Annotated in this window: 14 protein-coding genes; 10 read left to right on the forward strand and 4 right to left on the reverse strand. The window is 74.7% G+C overall.

Annotated elements, in window-relative coordinates; genetic code table 11:
- Window positions 1-38: 38 nt before the first annotated feature.
- The 3 genes from KBZ10_RS18810 to KBZ10_RS18820 form a co-directional block, all read right to left on the reverse strand.
- The gene (locus tag KBZ10_RS18810) at window positions 39-818 is read right to left on the reverse strand and encodes an SDR family oxidoreductase (RefSeq protein WP_210988819.1); all 780 of its coding nucleotides are present in this window, start codon (window positions 816-818) and stop codon (window positions 39-41) included.
- Complete coding sequence (locus KBZ10_RS18815) at window positions 815-1,822, reverse strand: NADP-dependent oxidoreductase (RefSeq protein ID WP_210988820.1); 1,008 nt, start codon at window positions 1,820-1,822, stop codon at window positions 815-817. Before KBZ10_RS18815 ends, KBZ10_RS18810 begins: the two co-directional genes overlap by 4 nt.
- Before the next feature lie 169 nt (window positions 1,823-1,991).
- Window positions 1,992-3,437, reverse strand: a complete 1,446-nt coding sequence (locus tag KBZ10_RS18820; protein ID WP_210988821.1) for a glyceraldehyde-3-phosphate dehydrogenase — start codon at window positions 3,435-3,437, stop codon at window positions 1,992-1,994.
- Window positions 3,438-3,815: 378 nt separating this feature from the next.
- On the opposite strand from KBZ10_RS18820, the gene KBZ10_RS18825 reads away from it, so the two are divergent.
- The 7 genes from KBZ10_RS18825 to KBZ10_RS18855 all read left to right on the forward strand — a co-directional run bounded on the left by KBZ10_RS18825 (window position 3,816) and on the right by KBZ10_RS18855 (window position 11,459).
- Window positions 3,816-6,158: a glycosyltransferase family 4 protein gene (locus KBZ10_RS18825; protein WP_210988822.1), complete on the forward strand. Its 2,343-nt coding sequence runs from the start codon at window positions 3,816-3,818 to the stop codon at window positions 6,156-6,158.
- Between the two features lie 569 nt (window positions 6,159-6,727).
- Window positions 6,728-7,072: an alpha-amylase gene (locus KBZ10_RS18830; RefSeq protein WP_210988823.1), complete on the forward strand. Its 345-nt coding sequence runs from the start codon at window positions 6,728-6,730 to the stop codon at window positions 7,070-7,072.
- 442 nt (window positions 7,073-7,514) lie between these two features.
- Entirely contained in the window at window positions 7,515-8,150 is a 636-nt protein-coding gene (locus KBZ10_RS18835; protein ID WP_210988824.1) for a DUF4360 domain-containing protein, read from the forward strand.
- A 375-nt stretch (window positions 8,151-8,525) separates the two neighbouring features.
- Entirely contained in the window at window positions 8,526-8,951 is a 426-nt protein-coding gene (locus tag KBZ10_RS18840; protein ID WP_210988825.1) for a cell division protein SepF, read from the forward strand.
- A gap of 207 nt (window positions 8,952-9,158) precedes the next feature.
- Window positions 9,159-10,463, forward strand: a complete 1,305-nt coding sequence (locus KBZ10_RS18845; protein WP_247702610.1) for an ATP-binding protein — start codon at window positions 9,159-9,161, stop codon at window positions 10,461-10,463.
- Window positions 10,429-10,863 (forward strand): nucleotide pyrophosphohydrolase, encoded by a 435-nt coding sequence (locus KBZ10_RS18850; protein WP_210988826.1) that lies wholly within the window; start codon window positions 10,429-10,431, stop codon window positions 10,861-10,863. The genes KBZ10_RS18845 and KBZ10_RS18850 overlap by 35 nt, the downstream gene beginning before the upstream one ends.
- 119 nt (window positions 10,864-10,982) lie before the next feature.
- Window positions 10,983-11,459, forward strand: a complete 477-nt coding sequence (locus KBZ10_RS18855) for a DUF6099 family protein (protein ID WP_210988827.1) — start codon at window positions 10,983-10,985, stop codon at window positions 11,457-11,459.
- 275 nt (window positions 11,460-11,734) lie between these two features.
- Here KBZ10_RS18855 and KBZ10_RS18860 read toward each other — a convergent pair whose 3' ends face one another.
- Window positions 11,735-12,658 (reverse strand): LLM class F420-dependent oxidoreductase, encoded by a 924-nt coding sequence (locus KBZ10_RS18860; protein WP_210988828.1) that lies wholly within the window; start codon window positions 12,656-12,658, stop codon window positions 11,735-11,737.
- Window positions 12,659-13,323: 665 nt separating this feature from the next.
- On the opposite strand from KBZ10_RS18860, the gene mmuM reads away from it, so the two are divergent.
- Genes mmuM through KBZ10_RS18875 form a run of 3 tightly spaced genes read left to right on the forward strand, consistent with a single transcriptional unit; the run spans window position 13,324 to window position 19,206 of the window.
- Window positions 13,324-14,334: a homocysteine S-methyltransferase gene (gene mmuM, locus KBZ10_RS18865; protein ID WP_210988829.1), complete on the forward strand. Its 1,011-nt coding sequence runs from the start codon at window positions 13,324-13,326 to the stop codon at window positions 14,332-14,334.
- 43 nt (window positions 14,335-14,377) lie between these two features.
- Window positions 14,378-16,312, forward strand: a complete 1,935-nt coding sequence (locus KBZ10_RS18870) for a 3' terminal RNA ribose 2'-O-methyltransferase Hen1 (RefSeq protein ID WP_210988830.1) — start codon at window positions 14,378-14,380, stop codon at window positions 16,310-16,312.
- Entirely contained in the window at window positions 16,309-19,206 is a 2,898-nt protein-coding gene (locus KBZ10_RS18875; protein ID WP_210988831.1) for a polynucleotide kinase-phosphatase, read from the forward strand. Before KBZ10_RS18870 ends, KBZ10_RS18875 begins: the two co-directional genes overlap by 4 nt.
- The last annotated feature ends 5 nt before the right edge of the window (window positions 19,207-19,211 follow it).

Consider the following 19,211-nt stretch of genomic DNA (forward strand, 5'->3'; position numbering starts at 1 on the left):
CCCTGCCGACTGGACCGGGCGGCAGGGCCCGCACCGGCTCAGCCGCCGGCGGCCTCGCCCGGACCCGGGACGTTGCGGAAGCGGAACGGCTCCGGCTCCCGGCCGGGCTGGATGAACCAGCACTCCCCGGTGGCGTCGCCGGTGACGATGCGCAGCACCGTCTCGGCCACCACCTCCGCCGGGATGATCGGCAGCTTCTGCTCGGAGAGCATGGCGCGGATCGGGTCGATGATCCGCGACTCGGCGAAGCCCGGGCAGATCGCGTTGAAGCGGACGCCCTCCGGCGCCAGGGCCGGGCCCAGCGAGCGGGCCAGGCCCACCACGGCGTGCTTGTTGGCCGCGTAGAGCGGGTCGAACGGCACCGCCGTCAGGCCCGCCAGGGAGGCCGTCGCCACGATCGAGCCGCCGCCGCGTGCCTTCAGCGCCGGCAGCACCGCATGGGCGCCGTAGACGACGCCGTCGAGGTTGGCGCCCATCGCCCGGCGGTACCGGGCCGGGTCGAAGTCGTCGCCGATGCCGCAGCCCGTCGCCACGCCCGCATTGAGGAAGGCGATGTCGACGCCGCCGCAGCGCTCCACGGCGAAGTCCACGAGTGCGCGGTTGGCGTCCAGGTCCGAGACGTCGCAGGCCCGGAAGTGGCCGCCGGTGCGCTCGGCCACCTCCCGTCCGCCCGCCGCGTCCAGGTCGGCGACGACCACCTCGGCACCGGCCCCGGAGAGTGTCAGCGCGGTGGCCCGGCCCAGGCCGGACGCGCCACCCGTGACCAGCGCGACCTTGCCGGCCAGCGGCTGTGCCGCCGCCGCGCCCGCGGCGCTCACACCAGCTCCAGCACGAGCTTGCCGACGTTCTCGCCGCGGAACAGCATCTGCAGGGTCTCCGGGAAGTCGTCCACCGTGCCCTTGACCACGTGCTCCTTCACCTTGAGCCGGCCCTCGCCGATCCAGCCGGCGATGTCCCGCGCGGCCTCCCCGTAGCGCTTGGCGTAGTCGAAGACGACGAAGCCCTCCATGCGCGCCCGGCGGACGAGCAGCGAGAGGTAGTTCGACGGGCCGCTCACCGCCGTCTCGTTGTTGTACTGGCTGATGGCGCCGCAGATCACCACACGCGCGCGCATCGCGAGCCGGGTGAGCGCCGCGTCGAGGATCTCGCCGCCGACATTGTCGAAGTAGACGTCGATGCCGTCCGGCGTCTGCTCGCGCAGGGCCCGCTTGACGTCCCCGGCGCGGTAGTCGATCGCCGCGTCGAACCCGAGTTCACCGGTCAGCAGGGCGCACTTCTCCGCGCCGCCCGCGATGCCGACGACCCGGCAGCCCTTCACCTTGGCGATCTGGCCCACGATGGAGCCGACCGCGCCCGCCGCGCCGGAGACCACGACGGTCTCGCCCTCCTTCAGGGCGCCGACGTCCAGCAGGCCGAAGTAGGCGGTCATGCCGGGCATGCCCAGCGCGCCGAGGTAGGTCGAGGCCGGCGCGAGACCGGTGTCGATCTTCAGGGCGCCCTTGCCGTCGGAGACGACGTGCTCCTGGACGCCGAAGGTGCCGACGACGTGGTCACCGGGCTGGTAGCCGGGGTGGTTGGAGGCGGTCACCTCGATCACGGAGCCCGCCCGCATCACCTCGCCGAGGCCGACGGGCGGCAGATAGGAGGGCCGGTCGTCCAGCCAGCCGCGCATCGCCGGGTCCAGCGAGATGAAGCGGGTCCGGCCGGCGAACTGGCCCTCGCCGGGCTCCTCGACGGGCGCCGTGGCGTGCTCCCAGTCCCCGGGCTTGACCTCGCCGACGGGACGGGCTGCCAGGCGGATCTGGCGGTTGGTCGCTGACATGAAGCCTCCTGTTGAGTGCCGCGCAACCAGCACCATACCGACCGGTACGTACGATGCGGTGTGTGCGGTGCGCCACACGGTATGCCGACGCCCCCGCCCGCCGGGACGGCGGACGGGGGCGAGGGTGGAAGGAGGGGAGGGGGGGCGGCGGGCGCGCCGCCCGCGCGGATCAGACCGCCGGGGCCGGGTAGGTCGGGTACTCCACCCCGGAGACGTACTGGACGACGCGGACGACCTGGCAGGAGTAGCCGAACTCGTTGTCGTACCAGAGGTAGAGGATCGCGTTGTCGCCCTCCACCTTGGTGGCGCCGGCGTCCACGATCGAGGCGTGGCGCGAGCCGATGAAGTCGTTGGAGACCGCGTCGGGGGCGCTGGTGAAGTCGATCTGGCGCTTGAGCGGCGAGGTGAGCGACACCTCGCGCAGGTGGTCGAGAACCTCCTGGCGGGTCGTCTCGCGGGCGAGCTGCAGGTTGAGGATCGCGATCGAGACGTCCGGCACCGGGACGCGGATCGAGCTGCCGGTGATCTTCGCCTTGAGGTCCGGCAGCGCCTTGGCGACGGCGGAGGCGGCACCCGTCTCGGTGATGACCATGTTGAGCGGCGCCGAACGGCCGCGGCGGTCGGACTTGTGGTAATTGTCCAGCAGGTTCTGGTCGTTGGTGAACGAGTGGACGGTCTCCACGTGGCCGCGCAGCACGCCGTACTCGTCCGCCATCGCCTTCAGCGGCGGGACGATCGCGTTGGTGGTGCAGGAGGCACAGGACAGGATCTGCTCGTCCGGCTTGATCATGTCGTGGTTGACGCCGTGCACGATGTTGGGCACGTCGCCCTTGCCGGGGGCCGTCAGCACGACCTTGCCGATACCGGGGCGGAGGTGCTTCGACAGGCCCTCGCGGTCGCGCCACCGGCCGGTGTTGTCGATGAGGATGGCGTCCTTGATCCCGTACGCCGTGTAGTCCACCGCCGTCGGGTCGTCGGAGTAGATCACCTTGATCTCGTTGCCGTTGGCGACGATCGTGCTGTTCGCCTCGTCCACCGTGATCGTGCCCTGGAACTGGCCGTGGATGGAGTCGCGGCGCAGCAGCGAGGCGCGCTTGACGATGTCCTGGCCGCCGCCGTTGCGGACGACGATGGCCCGCAGCCGCAGACCGTTGCCGGAGCCGGCCTTCTCGATGAGCAGGCGGGCGACGAGGCGGCCGATGCGGCCGAACCCGTAGAGGACGACATCGCGCGGCTCGCCGCGCTCGATCTTGTTCGCGCCCGTCGCCCCGGCGACGGCCTGGGCGGTGAACTCCTCCACGGACAGGCCGCGGTCGTCCGCCTTGTACGTCGCGGCGAGCATCCCGATGTCGATCTGGGACGGGCCCAGGTCGAGGGTCGTGAGGGTCCGCAGGAACGGCATCGTCTCGGTGACGGAGAGCTCCGCACCGGCGATCTGGCGGGCGAAACGGTGGGTCTTGAGGATGCTCACCACCGACTTGTTCACCAGGGAGCGGCTGTGCAGCAGGACCGTGACGTCCCGCTCCCGGTGCAGCGTCCCGATCATCGGGATCATCGATTCCGCGATCTCTTCGCGGTTCTTCCAGTTGGTGAACGAGTCCACGGTGGCAGTCACTGGTCCATCTTTCGAGCTAGGCGGTGCTCATATGCTATCCGGCCGCGCTTTCGGCCCGGCGGGCGGTATGCCTGGTCGGACGGGGTGTGAGCGGCGCCATAGCGGCGCCCGGCCGGGTGGGGCGCCGCCTTCGGCACCCCCGGTCTTCACCTCATGTCCGTGTGTTGCACGCATCACATTCACCCCGGCTCCGGGCAACCATCCCGTCCGGCGGAAGTCTCGTCCCATGCGGCCTCCGCCCAACAGCCCTCCGGGCCCGACCAGTTGGCGCGGGGTGCCGCCCCCTGCCCGGAGCGGGCCGGGGGCCGAGCGGTCCGCCGGCACGCAGCGCGCACAGCGCGGGGTGCGGGCGGACGGGGACGCCGGAGGGCGTAACACATGAAGATCGCGTTCTTACTGCACAACGCCTTCGGCATCGGGGGGACCATCCGCTCCACGGTGAACCTCTCCCGGGCGCTGGCGGTGCGCCACCAGGTCGAGGTGGTCAGCGTGCACCGGGTCGCGGACGAGCCGCGGTTACCGTTCGACGCGGAGGTGCGGCTCACCTCACTGATCGACATGCGCGAGGACGGGCCCGGCTACGAGGGCGGCCACGAACTCGCCCGGCAGCCGAACACGATGTTCCCCGACGCGGGCGTCGACTTCGGCCGCCTCCACTACACCGCCCTGCACGACCGGCGCATCGCCGACTACCTGGCGCGGACCGACGCCGACGTGGTGATCGCCACCCGCCCCATCCTCAACGGCTACCTCGCCCGTCACGGACACGACCGCTATCTGCGCATCGGCCAGGAACACCTCTCCCTCGACGCCCACAGCGACCAGCTCCGCGAGGACCAGAACACCGCGATCCGCGGACTCGACGCCTTCGTGACCGTCTCCGAGGCCGACGCCCGCCAGTACCGGCAGGCGCTGCCCGGGGCCCCGACCACGATCCTCTCCATCCCCAACGGGGTGCCCCGGCCGCAGGTGGAACCCTCCGGCCTGGACTCCCGGACCATCGTGGCGGCCGGACGCCTCGTCGCCGTCAAGCGCTACGACCGCCTCGTCAGCGCCTTCGCCGCCGTGGCGGACGAGCACCCCGGCTGGACCCTGCGGATCTACGGGCGCGGCGCCGAACGGCCGAAGCTGCGCCGCCGGATCGACGAACTCGGGCTCTACAACCGGATCTTCCTCATGGGCGCCGTCTCCCCCATCGAGACCGAGTGGGCCAAGGGGGCCATCGCGGCGGTCTCCTCCGACATGGAGTCCTTCGGCATGACCATCGTCGAGGCCATGCACTGCGGGGTCCCCGTCATCGCGACGGACTGCCCGCACGGGCCCGCGGAGATCATCACGCACGGTGCGGACGGACTGCTGGTCCCGCTGGACCCGAAGGGCTCACCGGACACCGCACCGGACGCCGCCGCGAACATGTCACCGGACAGGTCACCGGACGCGGCGGGCCTCCCCGCCGACGTACAGCACTACGCCGCCGCCCTGCGGCTCCTCATGTCCGACGACCGGCTGCGCCGGCGCCTCGGCGACGCCGCCGTCGAGAAGGCGGCCACCTTCGCCCCCCGGGCCATAGCCCGCCGCTACGAGGACCTGTTCCGGACGCTCTCCGGGCAGCGCTACGAGAGGAAGGCCCGCCTCGCGGCCGCCGAACGCCCAGGGCTCCTGCACCGGGTCCGCACGGCCCTGACCCGTGGCGGCAGGCCGGTGACACGCCCCGCCCGGGTGGCGCCCACCGCCCCCGCGGCGGGCACGACGTCACCCGGTGCGGACGCCCGGGAGGCCGCGCAGCGGGCGGAGACCCGGCCCGTGGCGTTCGCCCGCTCCACCGCCGAGGGCGGTGTGCGCGTCCGTCTCGACGCGGTGTCGCTCCCGCCCGGGCGCCTCGACTTCGTCGCCCGGCTCCGCCGTGACCCGGAACGCCGGGAGATCCGCGTCCCCCTGCCGGAGGTCGCGACGGCACCCGACCTGAACGACATCGGCGTCACCCTCAAACCGGGCGAACACACCCTGGCCGAGGGCCGCTGGGACTGCTACGTCGCCCCCCGCGGCGGCGGCAGGAGCGGCGGCGGCAGGAGCGGAGGCGGCAGAAGCAGCGGCACGGGCGCCGGTACCCGCGCCGCCCGGATCCGGCTGACCGCCGGCCTCACCGAACAGGCCCGGCTCATCGGCCGGCCGCCCGTCGTCGACGCCCGGGGCGTCTCGGCCTGGATCCCGTACACCACCACCGACGGATTCCTCGCCCTGCGGGCCTGGCGCCGCCCGGCGCACGCCGAGGTCACCGCCATCGACATCGGCGAGGACGCGGCCACGGTCACCGCGACCGTCCTCGCCCCCGGCACCCTGCCGCTGACCGGGGCCACCGTGCACGCGGCCTCCCGCGAGGGGGACGGGGCCGGCTTCACCGTGCCCCTCGCACCCACCGGAAGCCCGGGCGGCGACACCGGCACGTTCCGGTTCGAGCTGCCCTACGGCGAGGCCCTGCGGCGCCGCCGCGCCGAACACGACGTCTGGGACCTGACGCTGCGCGTCCCCGGGGACGGCCCGGCCGTGTCCATCGGACGGATCACCGGTGACCTGGCCGACCGGAAGAAGACCGACGTCTACCCGCCCCGCTTCCTGGACCACCCGGACCGGGGCACCACCCGGGTGAAGCCCTTCTTCACCGTCGACAACGCCCTGGCGCTCAGCGTCCGCGACAGCGACAGCGCCGGCGCCGGGGCCTGAGCCCCGGCACACTCCGGTCCCGGCACACTCCGGTCCGGTCACCGCTCCGCCGGCAGCGCGGTACGGAGACCGGCCGGGGCCGGGCGGTCGGTTGCACCCGGGCCCGGCGCACCCTGCCAGGGGCGCCGGGCCCCTTCGCTGACCGGCGGGCGCCCTCGTCGCGGCCACGGGCCGGCCCGGTCGTGACGAGGGCGCCCGCCTGCGGCCGGCAGCTCGAAGCGGTACGGGCCGATCATCTTGCGCAACCGGCTGAAACTCTTTTCACGTCAACCCGCCGGAGGTGGGGGCGACGTTGCCGAAAGGTTCCTTTCGGTGGCTTATCGGCTGGTCCGGTGCGGCGCCGTCCGGGTGGGTCGCGGTGGCGCGCGGTGGTTCGCGCCGGGATGCGCGCAAGCCCTTGTGTGCTGCCGGGACTGTCATGACCTGCGCGAGGAGACGCCGCACCCGCTGGTCGTGTGGCGGACCGGGAAGCGCGATCGGCCTTGCGCAAGTGGCGCAATTTCTTTCAGGCTCCATGGGCCGCTCCTACGCTCGACCTCGTTCCATTCGGCACGTCGGAGGAGGTCCCCATGTTCACCCTGTCGCGCTCGATCGCCCGGGCTTCGGTGCCGGTGCTGCTGGTCGCCGCCGCGGGGCTCGCGCGGCCCGGCGCCGCGTACGGCGCCACCGCCGGCGAGCCGGGGGAGCCGGTGTCCGTGTCGGCGCCCGCCTGTGTCCGGTATGAGGCGAGCTGGCGCTACACCTTCGTCACCAACGGCTGCGACACCGCTCAGCGGTTCACCGTCCGCTACCGCGACGGCGCCACTCCGCCCTGCCGGACCGCCGCACCCGGGGACACCGTGACCTTCCCCGGCTACGGCGTCGGCGGCGACGAGGTGCTGGGGGTCGACCTCTGCTCCTGTGAAACCGGTTGAGGTCGGGGCGGGCGTGGGCGTGGGCGCGGGTGCGGTCGCGGGCGGGCCGCCCCGCCGGGCCGGCCGCGCGGCGGGGGCGGCGTCGCCGCGGCGAAGCGGGGCTGTCGCGTCTCTTCCCCGACGGGGCCCTCACCCATAACATGGGAGCGCTCCCACCCCGGTCGGCCGGAAACCGGAGCGTGCGACACCCCACGCCCGGGTGCCGAGCCGGCCGCCCTCCTCCGCCTGCCCCGCGCGGAGACCGGCTCCTCCTCACGCCGAGGCCGACCGCCTCGGCCGGACTGCGCGGGCGCGGCGGGCGCGCGTACGGCATCGCCGGGAGCGCCGCACGCGCCGGCAGTGACCGGCCGGGAGCCCGGTGAACCGAGGCCCGGCACATCCCATATAGCGGGGCGGCGCCGGGGTGGCGCGCCGGACCCCCGTACGCATCGATTGGAGAACCATGTCTGGTGTTCTTGCCGCCGGCGGCGCGGCCGCGGCGTTATTCGCCTCTGTGCTCGCGGGCCAGAGCGCGCCGGCGGAAGCGGTTGTACCGGCCGAGCAGGCGCAGGTCGGTGTCGTGACCGTCAACGGTTCGGGATGCCCCGCGGGTACGGCCGCCGTCGCCGTATCACCGGACAACTCGGCCGTGAACGTGAGCTACAGCGACTACCTCGCGCGGACGGGGGCCGGCGCGAACGCCTCCGACCACCGCAAGAACTGCCAGCTCGTCCTGGACGTGCGGGTCCCGTCGGGCTGGACGTACACCATCACCGGTGCGGAACACCGCGGTTACACCCATCTGGTGAGGGGGGCCACGGGGTTCCAGCAGTCGCAGTACTACTTCCAGGGCTCCGCGGAGACCGCGGTCAACTCGCGCAGCTTCACGGGACCGTACGACAGCGAATGGCGCATCACGGAGCACACCCCGGCCGCCGAGCAGGTCTGGGCGCCCTGCGGCGCCCAGCGGTACCTGAACGTCAACACCGAGCTGCGGGTGGACGCCGGGACCTCGGGCGACAACGCGGCCAACATCGTGGCGATGGAGTCGACGGAGATCCCGGGCGCGACCTACCAGCTCAAGTGGAAGCGCTGCTAGAGCCCGTCTGACGGGATGTCCCCCGGCGCGCCGCGCGCGCCGGGCGGACCCGAGACCGCCCCTCGGCCAGGGCTCCGGCCGGGGGGCGGTCTCCGCGTCTCACCGCCCCCCGTTCTCCCGTCTCCGCGTTCTCCCGTCTCCGCGTTCTCCCGTCTCCCGCGAACCCGGTCCGCGGCGGCGGACCGGCGGCGCCGGCGGCCCACCACCGCGCCGTGGGCGAGGACCGCCGGGGCCGTGCCCGCCATGCTCGCCGGCACGGGGACGACAGGGGCGAACCTGCCCTCGTCCGGGGCGTCTTGTGTGGCTTCGCCCCGGCTGTCAGTGGTTCTCAGTACTGTCGTGGCATGTGTATTTCCCGGCTCCGGGGCAACAACGATGCCTACGAGCCCACCACTAGGAGGTCAGGTGAACGGCCGCTACGACGTCACTGATCAGCAGTGGGAAGGACTCGCCGAGGTCGTCCCGCTGCGCGGCGACACCGCATGGCCGTCCTGGCCGGGCCACCCGGCGCTGCCGGGCGAGGAGGAACGGGTGGCGGACACCCGCCGGTTCGTGGTGCTGAGGGTGCAGGTCTTCGCCGACGCGCGTGATGTCGCGGAGCACCTCATGGGCCGCACGCCGGTGCTGCTGGACCTCACCGGTGCCGACACGGACGTGGCCAAACGCATCCTCGACTTCTCCAGCGGAGTCGTCTTCGGCCTGGGCGCGGGGATGCACCGCGTCGACCGCGACGTGTTCCTGCTGACGCCGGCGGGCACGGAGGTCGCCGAGCCCCGGATCGGCGCGGGCGCCCGGGAGTAACGGACCATCCGTGGGGAACGGGGCTTCCGGCGGCGGAAGTTGTGGATGTGCCGGCGAGCTGCCCGGCTCCGGACCGGCGGTGCGGGCCCGGCCGGGCCCCGCCGCGCGGGACGGGCCCGCCCCGCTGCCGTCTCCGCGTACCCCGATCGTAGGAAGATCCGGAAGGCGTAACGGTTCGCCGTACCATGGGCCGCTTACGGTCCCGCCATGGACCTCGATCTGCCCATTCCGCCCGCCCCCATCCGGCCCGTCCTCACCGAACTCCGCCTGCCCGCCTACAAGTCGCACCGTGGCACCGTCCTCCCGCTCGCACCGCTCACCTTCCTCGCGGGCCCCAGCGGAAGCGGCAAGTCGGCCGCCCTGGAGGCCATGGCGGCGCTGGCGCGGCTGGGGACGGGCGCCGCGCTCGGCGAGGTGTTCCCCGATCCGGCGTCCTGTGTGCCGGAGTGGGCGGCGGCGGACGGCGGCCGGCAGGGGTGCGGTTTCCGGATCGGCTGCACGGTCGATGGCCCGGCCGGCCCCGTCCGCCTCGACGTGGCCCTGCGGGCCGAGCCCGAACTCCGTTTCTCGGGTGAGCGGTTGACGGCCGGCGGCCGGATCCTGCTGACCACCGCCCACCGTGACCCCCGGCGCCGCTCCGTCCAGGCGGAGTGGCACACCGCCGGTTCGGCACGGGTGACCAGGGCCCCGCTCCCCGACGACCGGCTCGGCACGGCGCTGCTGCCGCTGCGCGTCGCGGGGACGACGGAGGGCCAGCGGCAGGTGCTGGCCGCGGCGGAGCAGGTCGTGGTGGCCCTGCGCTCGTCCTTCGCCTGCGATCCGCGCCCCGACCTGATGCGGTCGCCCGTCTCCGCCGGAGAGGGCCGGCTGCGGGGCGGCTGCGGGAATCTCGCGGAGGTGCTGCGGCGCACCCGCGGCGAGTGCGGGACCCGGCACGCCGCCCTGGTCGCGGCCTCCCGCACGGGCTGCGCCGGGGAGGTCCGGGACCTGGTGGTGGAGGAGCTCGCCGACGGTACGGTACGGGCGGTGCTGCGGCGCGGCGCCCGCCCCGCCACCCCCGTGGAGCGGCTCGGCGACGGCGAGTTGCGCTATCTGGCCCTGGCGCTGGTGCTGCTGACCGGACCGGGGGTGCTGGACGTGGACCCGGTCGCGGAAGTGCTGTCGGCCCGGCAGGTGCTCACCGTGCTGGCGGACGACTTCGACCGCAGCCTGGACCGGCGGCAGACGGCGGAACTGCTCTCCCTGGCGGCGCGGATGACCCGTCGCGGGCACATCCGGCTGCTGGGCACCCTGCGGGACGGGACGTCGGTGCCCGGAGTGGAGGACGCGGTGGCCGCGAACGGTGTGTACGGCGCTAACGGCGCTAACGGCGCTAACAGCGCGAAGGGCGTGAAGGGCGCGAACGGCGCGAGGGGTGGCCGTGGCACCGGGGGCGCCGCCGGCGGAGCGCACGGCGTGCGGGTGGTACATCTGGAAGGTGACCGAGACCCCCGGGGCCGAGACCGGCCATGACCTGCCCGCGCTGCGGCGCCGGCTCGCCGCCTTCGCGGCGGCGCGCGCCTGGCAGCCGTACCACACCCCGAAGAACCTGGCGGCGGCGCTGAGCGTCGAGGCGGCGGAGCTGCTGGAGATCTTTCAGTGGCTCACGCCGGAGGAGTCGGCGCGGGTCATGGCCGACCCGGAACGGGCGCACCGCGTCGAGGACGAGGTGGCCGACGTCCTGGCGTATCTGCTGCAGTTCTGCGAGGTGCTGGACATCGATCCGGCCGCGGCCCTGGCGGCCAAGATCGAGCGCAATGAGCGGCGTTTCCCGGTGCCGGAGGGGCCCGGGCGGCGGGCGCGGTTCCCGGGGTCGGCGGGGCCGTTCAGGGATGAATCGAAGGACCGGCCCCTTGATCGCAACTCTCCGTGACGGAGAGCTAATCAACACGGGAACTATTGTCCACAGATTCCGAAAAACCCTGGTCTTCCGGCTGCCGTTCAGTCACTCTAGGTGATGGCAGTGATCGCTCCAAGGAGGGAGGTGGACCCATGGACGCAGCTCGGCTGATCGAGGACACCCGGCACGGCCTCGCTCGGGCCCGGGCCCCGCAGGAGATCGTTGCCGAGGCATGGCAGGCACAGGCGCTGGCGGAGGCCGTGGGAACCCATCTTCTGCTCTACGGTCCGCAGGAGTTCGAGAGCGAGGCCCGGGGACTGAGCGAGGCGGGCGGACGGCTGCGCGGTTCCTTCCCGGAGGCGGCGTGGCGGACGGGCCGCGTGCGGGCCGCCCGGCTGTCGGACGTCCATGACCAGCGGCGGGTGCTCATCGGACTGGGTGCGCTCCTCGGGGAGGTGGGGATCGCGCTGGTGGGGGTGGCGTGCTCGGCGGAAGTGGAGAGTTTCTACTGGCAGTGCATGGAAGTGATCGACGCGGTGGACGAGTCGGGGGACCGGGTCGGCGGACTGCTGCGGCAGCTGGAAGAGCTGGAGCAGCCCCGTTCGGACTCGGCCGCGTGGCCGTCCTGACACGGTCCTCCTGACACGGTCCTCCTGACGCGGCCGTCCTGAGCATGCCGCCGGGCGGCTCGCGCGGGGCGGTGCGACCGCTGGCCGCTGCTCGCCGGCCGCGGGCCGCTGACCACTGGCCGTGCCCCCGCGCCCCCGCGTCCGGGCGGTCGCCGCCGGCGCGAGCCCGGGAGGCACCGTCCGCCGGTGGAACGGCGGACGGCCGCACTCCCGCGCCCACACCGGGACCGGCCCGGCCGCGACTCGGCCCGGCCCGGGCGCGACCCGGCCCCGGCTCAGTCCAGCTGCGGCTTGACCTCGGTGGCGATCAGTTCGAGCTGGTCGAGGTCGGAGAGGTCCAGCAGCTGCAGGTAGACGCGCTCCGAACCGGCCTCCCGGTACCGGCCGATCTTCTCCACGATCTCGCCCGGCGAACCGCACAGCCCGTTCTCCCGCAGTTCCTCCACCTCGCGTCCGATGACCCCGGCCCGCCGGGCGACCTCCGCGTCGTTCCGGCCCGCACAGATCACCAGGGCGTTGGAGTAGACGAGTTCGGACGGATCGCGTCCCGCCTCCGCGGCGGCGGCGCGGACCCGGGCGAACTGCCGCTCGGTGTCCCCGGGCAGCGCGAACGGCACATTGAACTCGTCGGCGAAGCGCGCCGCGAGCGCCGGCGTCCGCTTGGCGCCGAGCCCGCCCACCAGCACGGGCACCTTCGGCTGGGCCGGCTTCGGCAGGGCGGGGGAGTCGGAGAGCCGGTAGAAGCGGCCGTCGTAGTCGAAGCGTTCGCCGACCGGGGTGCGCCACAGGCCGGTGACGATCTCCAGTTGCTCCTCCAGCCGCGCCAGCTTCTCCTTGGGGAAGGGGATGCCGTAGGCGGCGTGCTCCTCGGCGTACCAGCCCGCGCCCAGGCCGAGTTCCACCCGGCCGCCGGACATCCGGTCGACCTGCGCGACCTGGATGGCGAGCACGCCGGGGAGCCGGAAGGTCCCCGCGGTCATCAGGGTGCCGAGGCGGATGCGCTCGGTCTCCCGGGCCAGCCCGGCCAGGGTGATCCAGGCGTCCGTCGGGCCGGGCAGACCGTCGACGCTCCCCATGTGCAGATAGTGGTCGGACCGGAAGAAGGCGCTGTAGCCCAGATCCTCGGTGGCCTTGGCCACGCGGAGCAGGGTGTCGTAGTCGGCGCCCTGCTGGGGCTCGGTGAAAACTCGCAGATCCATGCCTCCATCTTGCCTGCGGCGCAGGGCGGAACCACTCGGGAGCCGCTGTGTCCGGGCCGGGCCGAGCCGAGCCGAAGCCGAAGCGGAACCCGATGCCGGGGCCGGGGCCGGTCCGGGTATGGGAGGCGCTTGTCGCGAAGTGCCGGGAGGCGTCGCTGGGCGGGGCACGGGGGCGGCGCCCCGGCCGGTACGGCGTACCCCGGGCCGGTCCGGGTGAGCGGCCCGGCGGCCATCGCGGGCGGTTCCGGCCCGTACGCGCGATCCCCATGCCGGTCCGCCCCCCGGTCCGGTCCGGTCCGCCCCCCCCGGTCCGGTCCGGCCCCCCGGTCCGCCCCGGGTCCGCCCCCGGTCCGGTCCGGTCCGGCCGGGGGCCGGGTCGCCCCGTCGCGTCTCCGCCCTGCTCCCGGCCCGTAGCCTGGAAACACCGAGGCCGCAGCGGCCGGCGCGGGCCGTGACCGGCTCCGTCCCGATGGGCCTCGTCCCGCCCCCGCGCCCTCCCGGGGTGCCCCGCCCTGGCCGACCGCCGGGTCCCGTTCCGGCCGGCCGCGTCCCGACCGCCCGCAACCGTCCCGACCACCGCAACCGTTCCGACCAGCCGCAACCGTTCCGACCACCCGCAACCGTTCCGACCACCCGCAACCGTTCGAGCGAGGTGACCAGCGCCCGTGTCCGTACCCGCCCGCCCCCTGGCGGCCGCTCTCGCCGAGGGTCCCGTCGTCCTCGACGGGGGGCTGTCGAACCAGCTCGCCGCCCAGGGCTGCGACCTCTCCGACCCGCTCTGGTCGGCCCGGCTGCTGGCGGACGGCCCCGGGCAGATCGGGGCCGCGCACGCGGCGTATCTCCGCGCGGGCGCCCGGGTCCTCATCACCGCGAGCTACCAGGCGACCTTCGAAGGCTTCGCCCGCCGCGGTCTCGGCCGCGCGGAAACCGCCCGGCTGCTGCGCCGCAGTGTGCGGCTGGCCCGCCGGGCGGCGGAGCGGGGCGCGGCGGACCACGGCGTGGCGGGGGACGTCCACGTCGCCGCGTCCGTCGGGCCGTACGGGGCGATGCTCGCCGACGGCAGCGAGTACCGGGGCCGGTACGGGCTGAGCGTGCGCGCGCTGGAGCGGTTCCACCGGCCGCGGATCGAGGCCCTGGCCGAGGCGGGGCCGGATGTGCTCGCCCTGGAGACCGTCCCGGACACGGACGAGGCGGAGGCCCTGCTCGCCGCGGCGGAGGGCACCGGCCTGCCCGTCTGGCTGTCGTACACGGTCTCCGGAGGGGAGACCCGGGCCGGGCAGCCGCTCGCCGAGGCGTTCCGGATCGCCGCCGGACGTGAGGAGGTGATCGCGGTGGGCGTCAACTGCTGCGATCCGCGCGACGCGGACGGCGCGGTCGCGCTCGCCGCCCGGGTGACCGGCAAGCCCGTCGTGGTCTACCCCAACAGCGGCGAGACCTGGGACGCCGCGGCCCGCGACTGGCGCGGACCGGGCACCTACGATCCGGCGCGCGCGCCCGCGTGGCGGGACGCCGGCGCGCGGCTCATCGGCGGCTGCTGCCGGGTGGGCCCCGGGCGGATCGCGGACGTGGCCCGGAGCCTGGCCACCGGGGCGACGGGAGCCACTGGAGCCACGGGAGCCACCGGGGCGGCCGGGGCGGCCGGGGCGGCCGGGGCGAAAGGAGCCGCCGGGCCGTGAAATCCCGTGGTGGGGCGTGGCGTCGTCCGGCGATACTCACACGGTGTTCCTCACCATCGGCACCACCGGCACCCCTGACCGCCCGGCGACCGACCTCGGCTTCCTGCTGCACAAGCACCCCGACCGGGCGCAGGCGTTCTCCACCTCTTACGGCACGGCGCACGTCCTCTACCCCGAGGCGTCCGCCGGGCGCTGCACGGCCGCGCTCCTGCTGGAGGTGGACCCGGTCGCGCTGGTCCGCCGCGGCAGGGGACGGGACCGCGGCGCGTCACCCGACGGCGCGCTCGCCCAGTACGTCAACGACCGCCCGTACGCGGCCTCCTCGCTGCTCGCCGTCGCCCTCGGCAAGGTCTTCGCCAGCGCACTCAAGGGCCGTTGCGAGGCCCGCCCCGAGTTGCCGGGGCGGGACCTGCCGCTGCGCATCGAGGTCCCGGCGCTCTCGGCACGGGGCGGGCCGGCGCTCGTACGGCGCCTGTTCGAACCGCTGGGCTGGGCGGTCTCCGCCGAACCGGTGCCCCTGGACGACCGGTTCCCCGAGTGGGGCGACTCCCGTTACGTCCGGCTGGTGCTGGAGGGCGAGCGGCAACTGGCAGAGGTCCTGCGCCAGTTGTACGTCCTGCTGCCGGTCCTCGACGACGCCAAGCACTACTGGGTGGCCCCGGACGAGGTGGAGAAACTGCTCCGTTCCGGCGCGGGGTGGCTGCCGGACCACCCGGAACGCGAGCTGATCGCCGGCCGCTATCTGGCCCGCCGCCGCGGCCTGGCCCGGCAGGCCCTGGAACGGCTGGCCCTGGCCCGGCTCGCGGAGGCGGACGACAGCGAACCGGAGGAGTTCGACAACGCCGTGGTGGACGACGGGCCCGAGGACGCCGTGCCCGAGGACGCGGCGGGGGCCGGTCAGGCCGCGGCCGGGGGAACCGGAGGAGCCGGGGGAGTCGCGGGCCTCGCCGGCGCGCCGAGCGCCGGGGCCCATACGGCCGGCCGGTCCGCCGGGGGGTCTGCCGGTGCGGGGGAGATCGGCGCGGAAGCGGGTGTGGGTGAGCCCGGTACCGGAGGCGCGGCTTCCGGGGCCGTCACCGGCGCTGCCCCGATTCCGCGCCCCACCGCCGCGTTCCCGACCGCCGCCACCGCCGCCACCGCCGCCACCGCCGCCACGGCAGCGGCGGCAGCGACGGCAGCGACGGCAGCCACCGGCGCCGAGGGCGCCACAGCCGCCGAGCGGCCGGTTTCCCTGGCCGTGCGGCGGCGTGAGGCGATCCTCGCCGCGCTGCGCGACTGCGGCGCGGCCCGGGTGCTCGATCTCGGCTGTGGGCAGGGCCAGTTGGTGGCCGCGTTGTTGTCCGACCCCCGGTTCACGGAGATCGTCGGCATGGACGTGTCCCCGCGTGCCCTGCGGATGGCCGCACGCCGCCTGCGGCTGGAACGGCTGGGGGAGCGTCAGGCGGGACGCGTCCGGCTGATCCAGGGATCCCTCGCGTACACGGACGCCCGGCTGCGCGGTTACGACGCAGCCGTGCTCAGCGAGGTCGTGGAGCACGTCGACCCGCCACGGCTGCCCGCCCTGGAGCACGCGGTGTTCGGGGCGGCCCGGCCGCGGACCGTGGTCGTCACCACGCCCAACGCGGAGTACAACGTGCGCTGGGAGAGCCTCCCCGCCGGACGGCACCGCCATCACGACCACCGCTTCGAGTGGGACCGGGCCGCGTTCCGGGCCTGGGCGCACCGGGTGGCGGAACGGCACGGCTACGAGGTGGCGTTCGCGCCCGTCGGTCCCGACGACCCGGAGGTGGGCCCGCCCACGCAGCTCGCCCGGTTCACGCTGCCCGCCGCCGCACCGGAGCGGACGGTGCGGCGAGCGACCGCCCCGGGCCCCGCGGGCACCGCCCCGGCCTCTGCGGCCGCCGCCCCGGCTCCCGCGGCCACCACTCCGGCCTCCGCGGCCACCGCCACGAACCCGAAGGAGGCGACGACGGCATGACCGACGAACAGCCCGCCGGCCCCGCCCGGGAGGCACGCGCCGCCCGCCCCGGCCGTACCCTCGCCGTCCCCGACCTCTCCCTCGTGGTCCTCATCGGCGCCACCGGCTCCGGCAAGTCCACGTTCGCCGCACGGCACTTCAAGCCCACCGAGGTGATCTCCTCCGACTTCTGCCGGGGCCTGGTCAGCGATGACGAGAACGACCAGACGGCCAGCCGCGACGCCTTCGACGTGCTGCACTACATCGCGGGCAAGCGGCTCGCCGCCGGGCGGCTCACCGTCGTCGACGCGACCAGCGTGCAGTCCGAGAGCCGCCGGCAGCTGATCGCGCTGGCGCGGGAGCACGACGTGCTGCCGGTCGCCGTCGTCCTCGACGTCCCCGAGCGGATCTGCGCCGAGCGGAACGCCGCCCGCCCAGACCGGGCCGGCATGCCCCGTCACGTGATCCAGCGTCATCAGCGGGAGCTGCGCCGCTCGCTGCGCCACCTGGAACGCGAGGGCTTCCGCAAGGTGCACATCCTGCGCGGCCCCGAGGAGATCGACGCGGCCGAGGTCGTCCGCGAGCGCCGCTACAACGACCTGCGCCACCTCACGGGGCCGTTCGACATCATCGGGGACGTCCACGGCTGCCGCTCCGAACTGGAGACCCTGCTCGGCCGGCTCGGCTACGTCCTGCGGTACGACGAGGCGGGCCGCCCCGCGGGTGCCGCGCACCCCGGGGGCCGTACCGCCGTGTTCGTCGGCGACCTCGTCGACCGCGGCCCCGACAGCCCCGGCGTGCTCCGTCTGGTGATGAACATGGTGGAGGCGGGCACCGCGCTCTGCGTGCCCGGCAACCACGAGAACAAGCTGGGGCGGTACCTCAAGGGCCGCAACGTCCGCGTCTCGCACGGACTCGCCGAGACCGTGGCCCAGCTGGAGAAGGAGGACGACGCCTTCCGCGCCCGGGTGGGGGAGTTCATCGGCGGGCTCGTCAGCCACTACGTCCTCGACGGGGGCGGGCTGGTCGTCTGCCACGCCGGGCTGCCCGAGAAGTACCACGGCCGCACCTCCGGCCGCGTCCGCTCGCACGCCCTCTACGGCGAAACCACCGGCGAGACGGACGAGTTCGGGCTGCCCGTGCGCTACCCGTGGGCGGAGGACTACCGGGGCCGCGCCGCCGTCGTCTACGGCCACACCCCCGTGCCGCGCGCCTCCTGGCTCAACAACACCCTCTGCCTCGACACCGGCTGCGTCTTCGGCGGGCGGATGACGGCGCTGCGCTGGCCCGAGCGCGAGCTGGTGGACGTACCGGCCGAGCGGGTCTGGTACGAGCCGGTGAAGCCGCTGGACAGCGGAGCCCCGGGCGGGGCCGAGGGGCGCCCGCTCGACCTCGGTGACGTCACCGGCCGCCGCGTGGTCGAGACGCGGCACCACGGCCGGATCGCCGTCCGCGAGGAGAACGCGGCGGCCGCGCTGGAGGTGATGAGCCGCTTCGCGCTGGCCCCGGAGCTGGTGCCGTATCTGCCGCCGACCATGGCGCCCTGCGCGACCTCCGCCGAGGAGGGGTACCTGGAACACCCGGCCGAGGCCTTCGCGGGCTACCGTGCCGACGGCGTGCGCGAGGTCATGTGCCAGGAGAAGCACATGGGTTCGCGCGCGGTGGCCCTGGTCTGCCGGGACGGGCGGACGGCGGCGGAGCGCTTCGGGGTGCCGGGGGGCGGCGTGCCCGGCGCGCTCCACACGCGCACCGGCAGGCCCTTCCTCGACGACCCGGTGCTGACCGGCCGCGTCCTGGCCCGGCTGGCGGAGTGCGCGGAGGCCGCCGGGCTCTGGGCGGAGCTGGACACCGACTGGCTGCTGCTGGACGCCGAGCTGATGCCCTGGTCGCTGAAGGCGGCCGGTCTGCTGCGCCACCAGTACGCGGCGGTGGGCGCCGCCTCGCGTGCCGTCCTCCCCGGGGTCCTGGAGGCGCTGGAAGCGGCGGCGGCGCGGGGAGCCGGGGCGCCCGGACTGCTGGACCGGCAGCGGGACCGGCTGGCGGACGCGGAGGCGTTCACCGCGGCCTACCGCCGCTACTGCTGGCCGGTCGGGGACCCGTCCCGGCCCTGGCCGGGAGCGGCGGCCGAGTCCGCCGGATCCGCCGGGTCCGCCGAGTCCGCCGAGTCCGCCGGATCCGCCGGGTCCGCCGAGTCCGCCGGATCCGCTGCGGAGACGGACGGCCTGGACGGCATCCGGCTGGCGCCGTTCCAGCTGCTGGCCGCCGAGGGGCGCAACCTCGCCGTCGAGCCGCACGATGTCCAACTGGCCTGGATCGACCGGCTGATCGCGGCGGAGGCGGCGATGAGCGCACCGGCGGAGGCGGGGCGGACGGCGGAGGAGACGGCTGCCGGGCCGGCTGCCGAGACCGGGGCCGGGACGGAGGCGTGGGCAGGGGGCGCGGCTTCCGGCGGGCGGGGCGGCGGCGAGCAGCCTGCCGCGTCCCGCCCGGTCCGCGTCAACCGGCTGCTCCACCCCACCCGCCGGCTGTTGGTGGACACCGCCGACGAGGCGTCGGTCGCCGCCGGGGTCCGGTGGTGGCTGGAGCTCACCGGGGCGGGCGGCGAGGGCATGGTCGTCAAACCGCTGCGTCCGCTGGTGCGGGACGGCCGGGGCCGCCTCGTCCAGCCGGGCGTGAAGGTGCGCGGACGGGAGTATCTGCGCATCGTCTACGGGCCGGAGTACGCGCGCCCGGAGCATCTCGCGCGGCTGCGCGGGCGGCACCTGGGTCACAAGCGGTCCCTCGCCCTGCGCGAGTACGCTCTCGGGCTGGAGGCGCTGGACCGGCTGGCCGGCGGCGAACCGCTGTGGCGGGTGCACGAGGCGGTCTTCGCGGTGCTCGCCCTGGAGTCGGAGCCGGTCGACCCGAGGCTGTGACGCCC

It is taken from the genome of Streptomyces sp. F63, from assembly GCF_018070345.1.
Classification (GTDB): domain Bacteria; phylum Actinomycetota; class Actinomycetes; order Streptomycetales; family Streptomycetaceae; genus Streptomyces.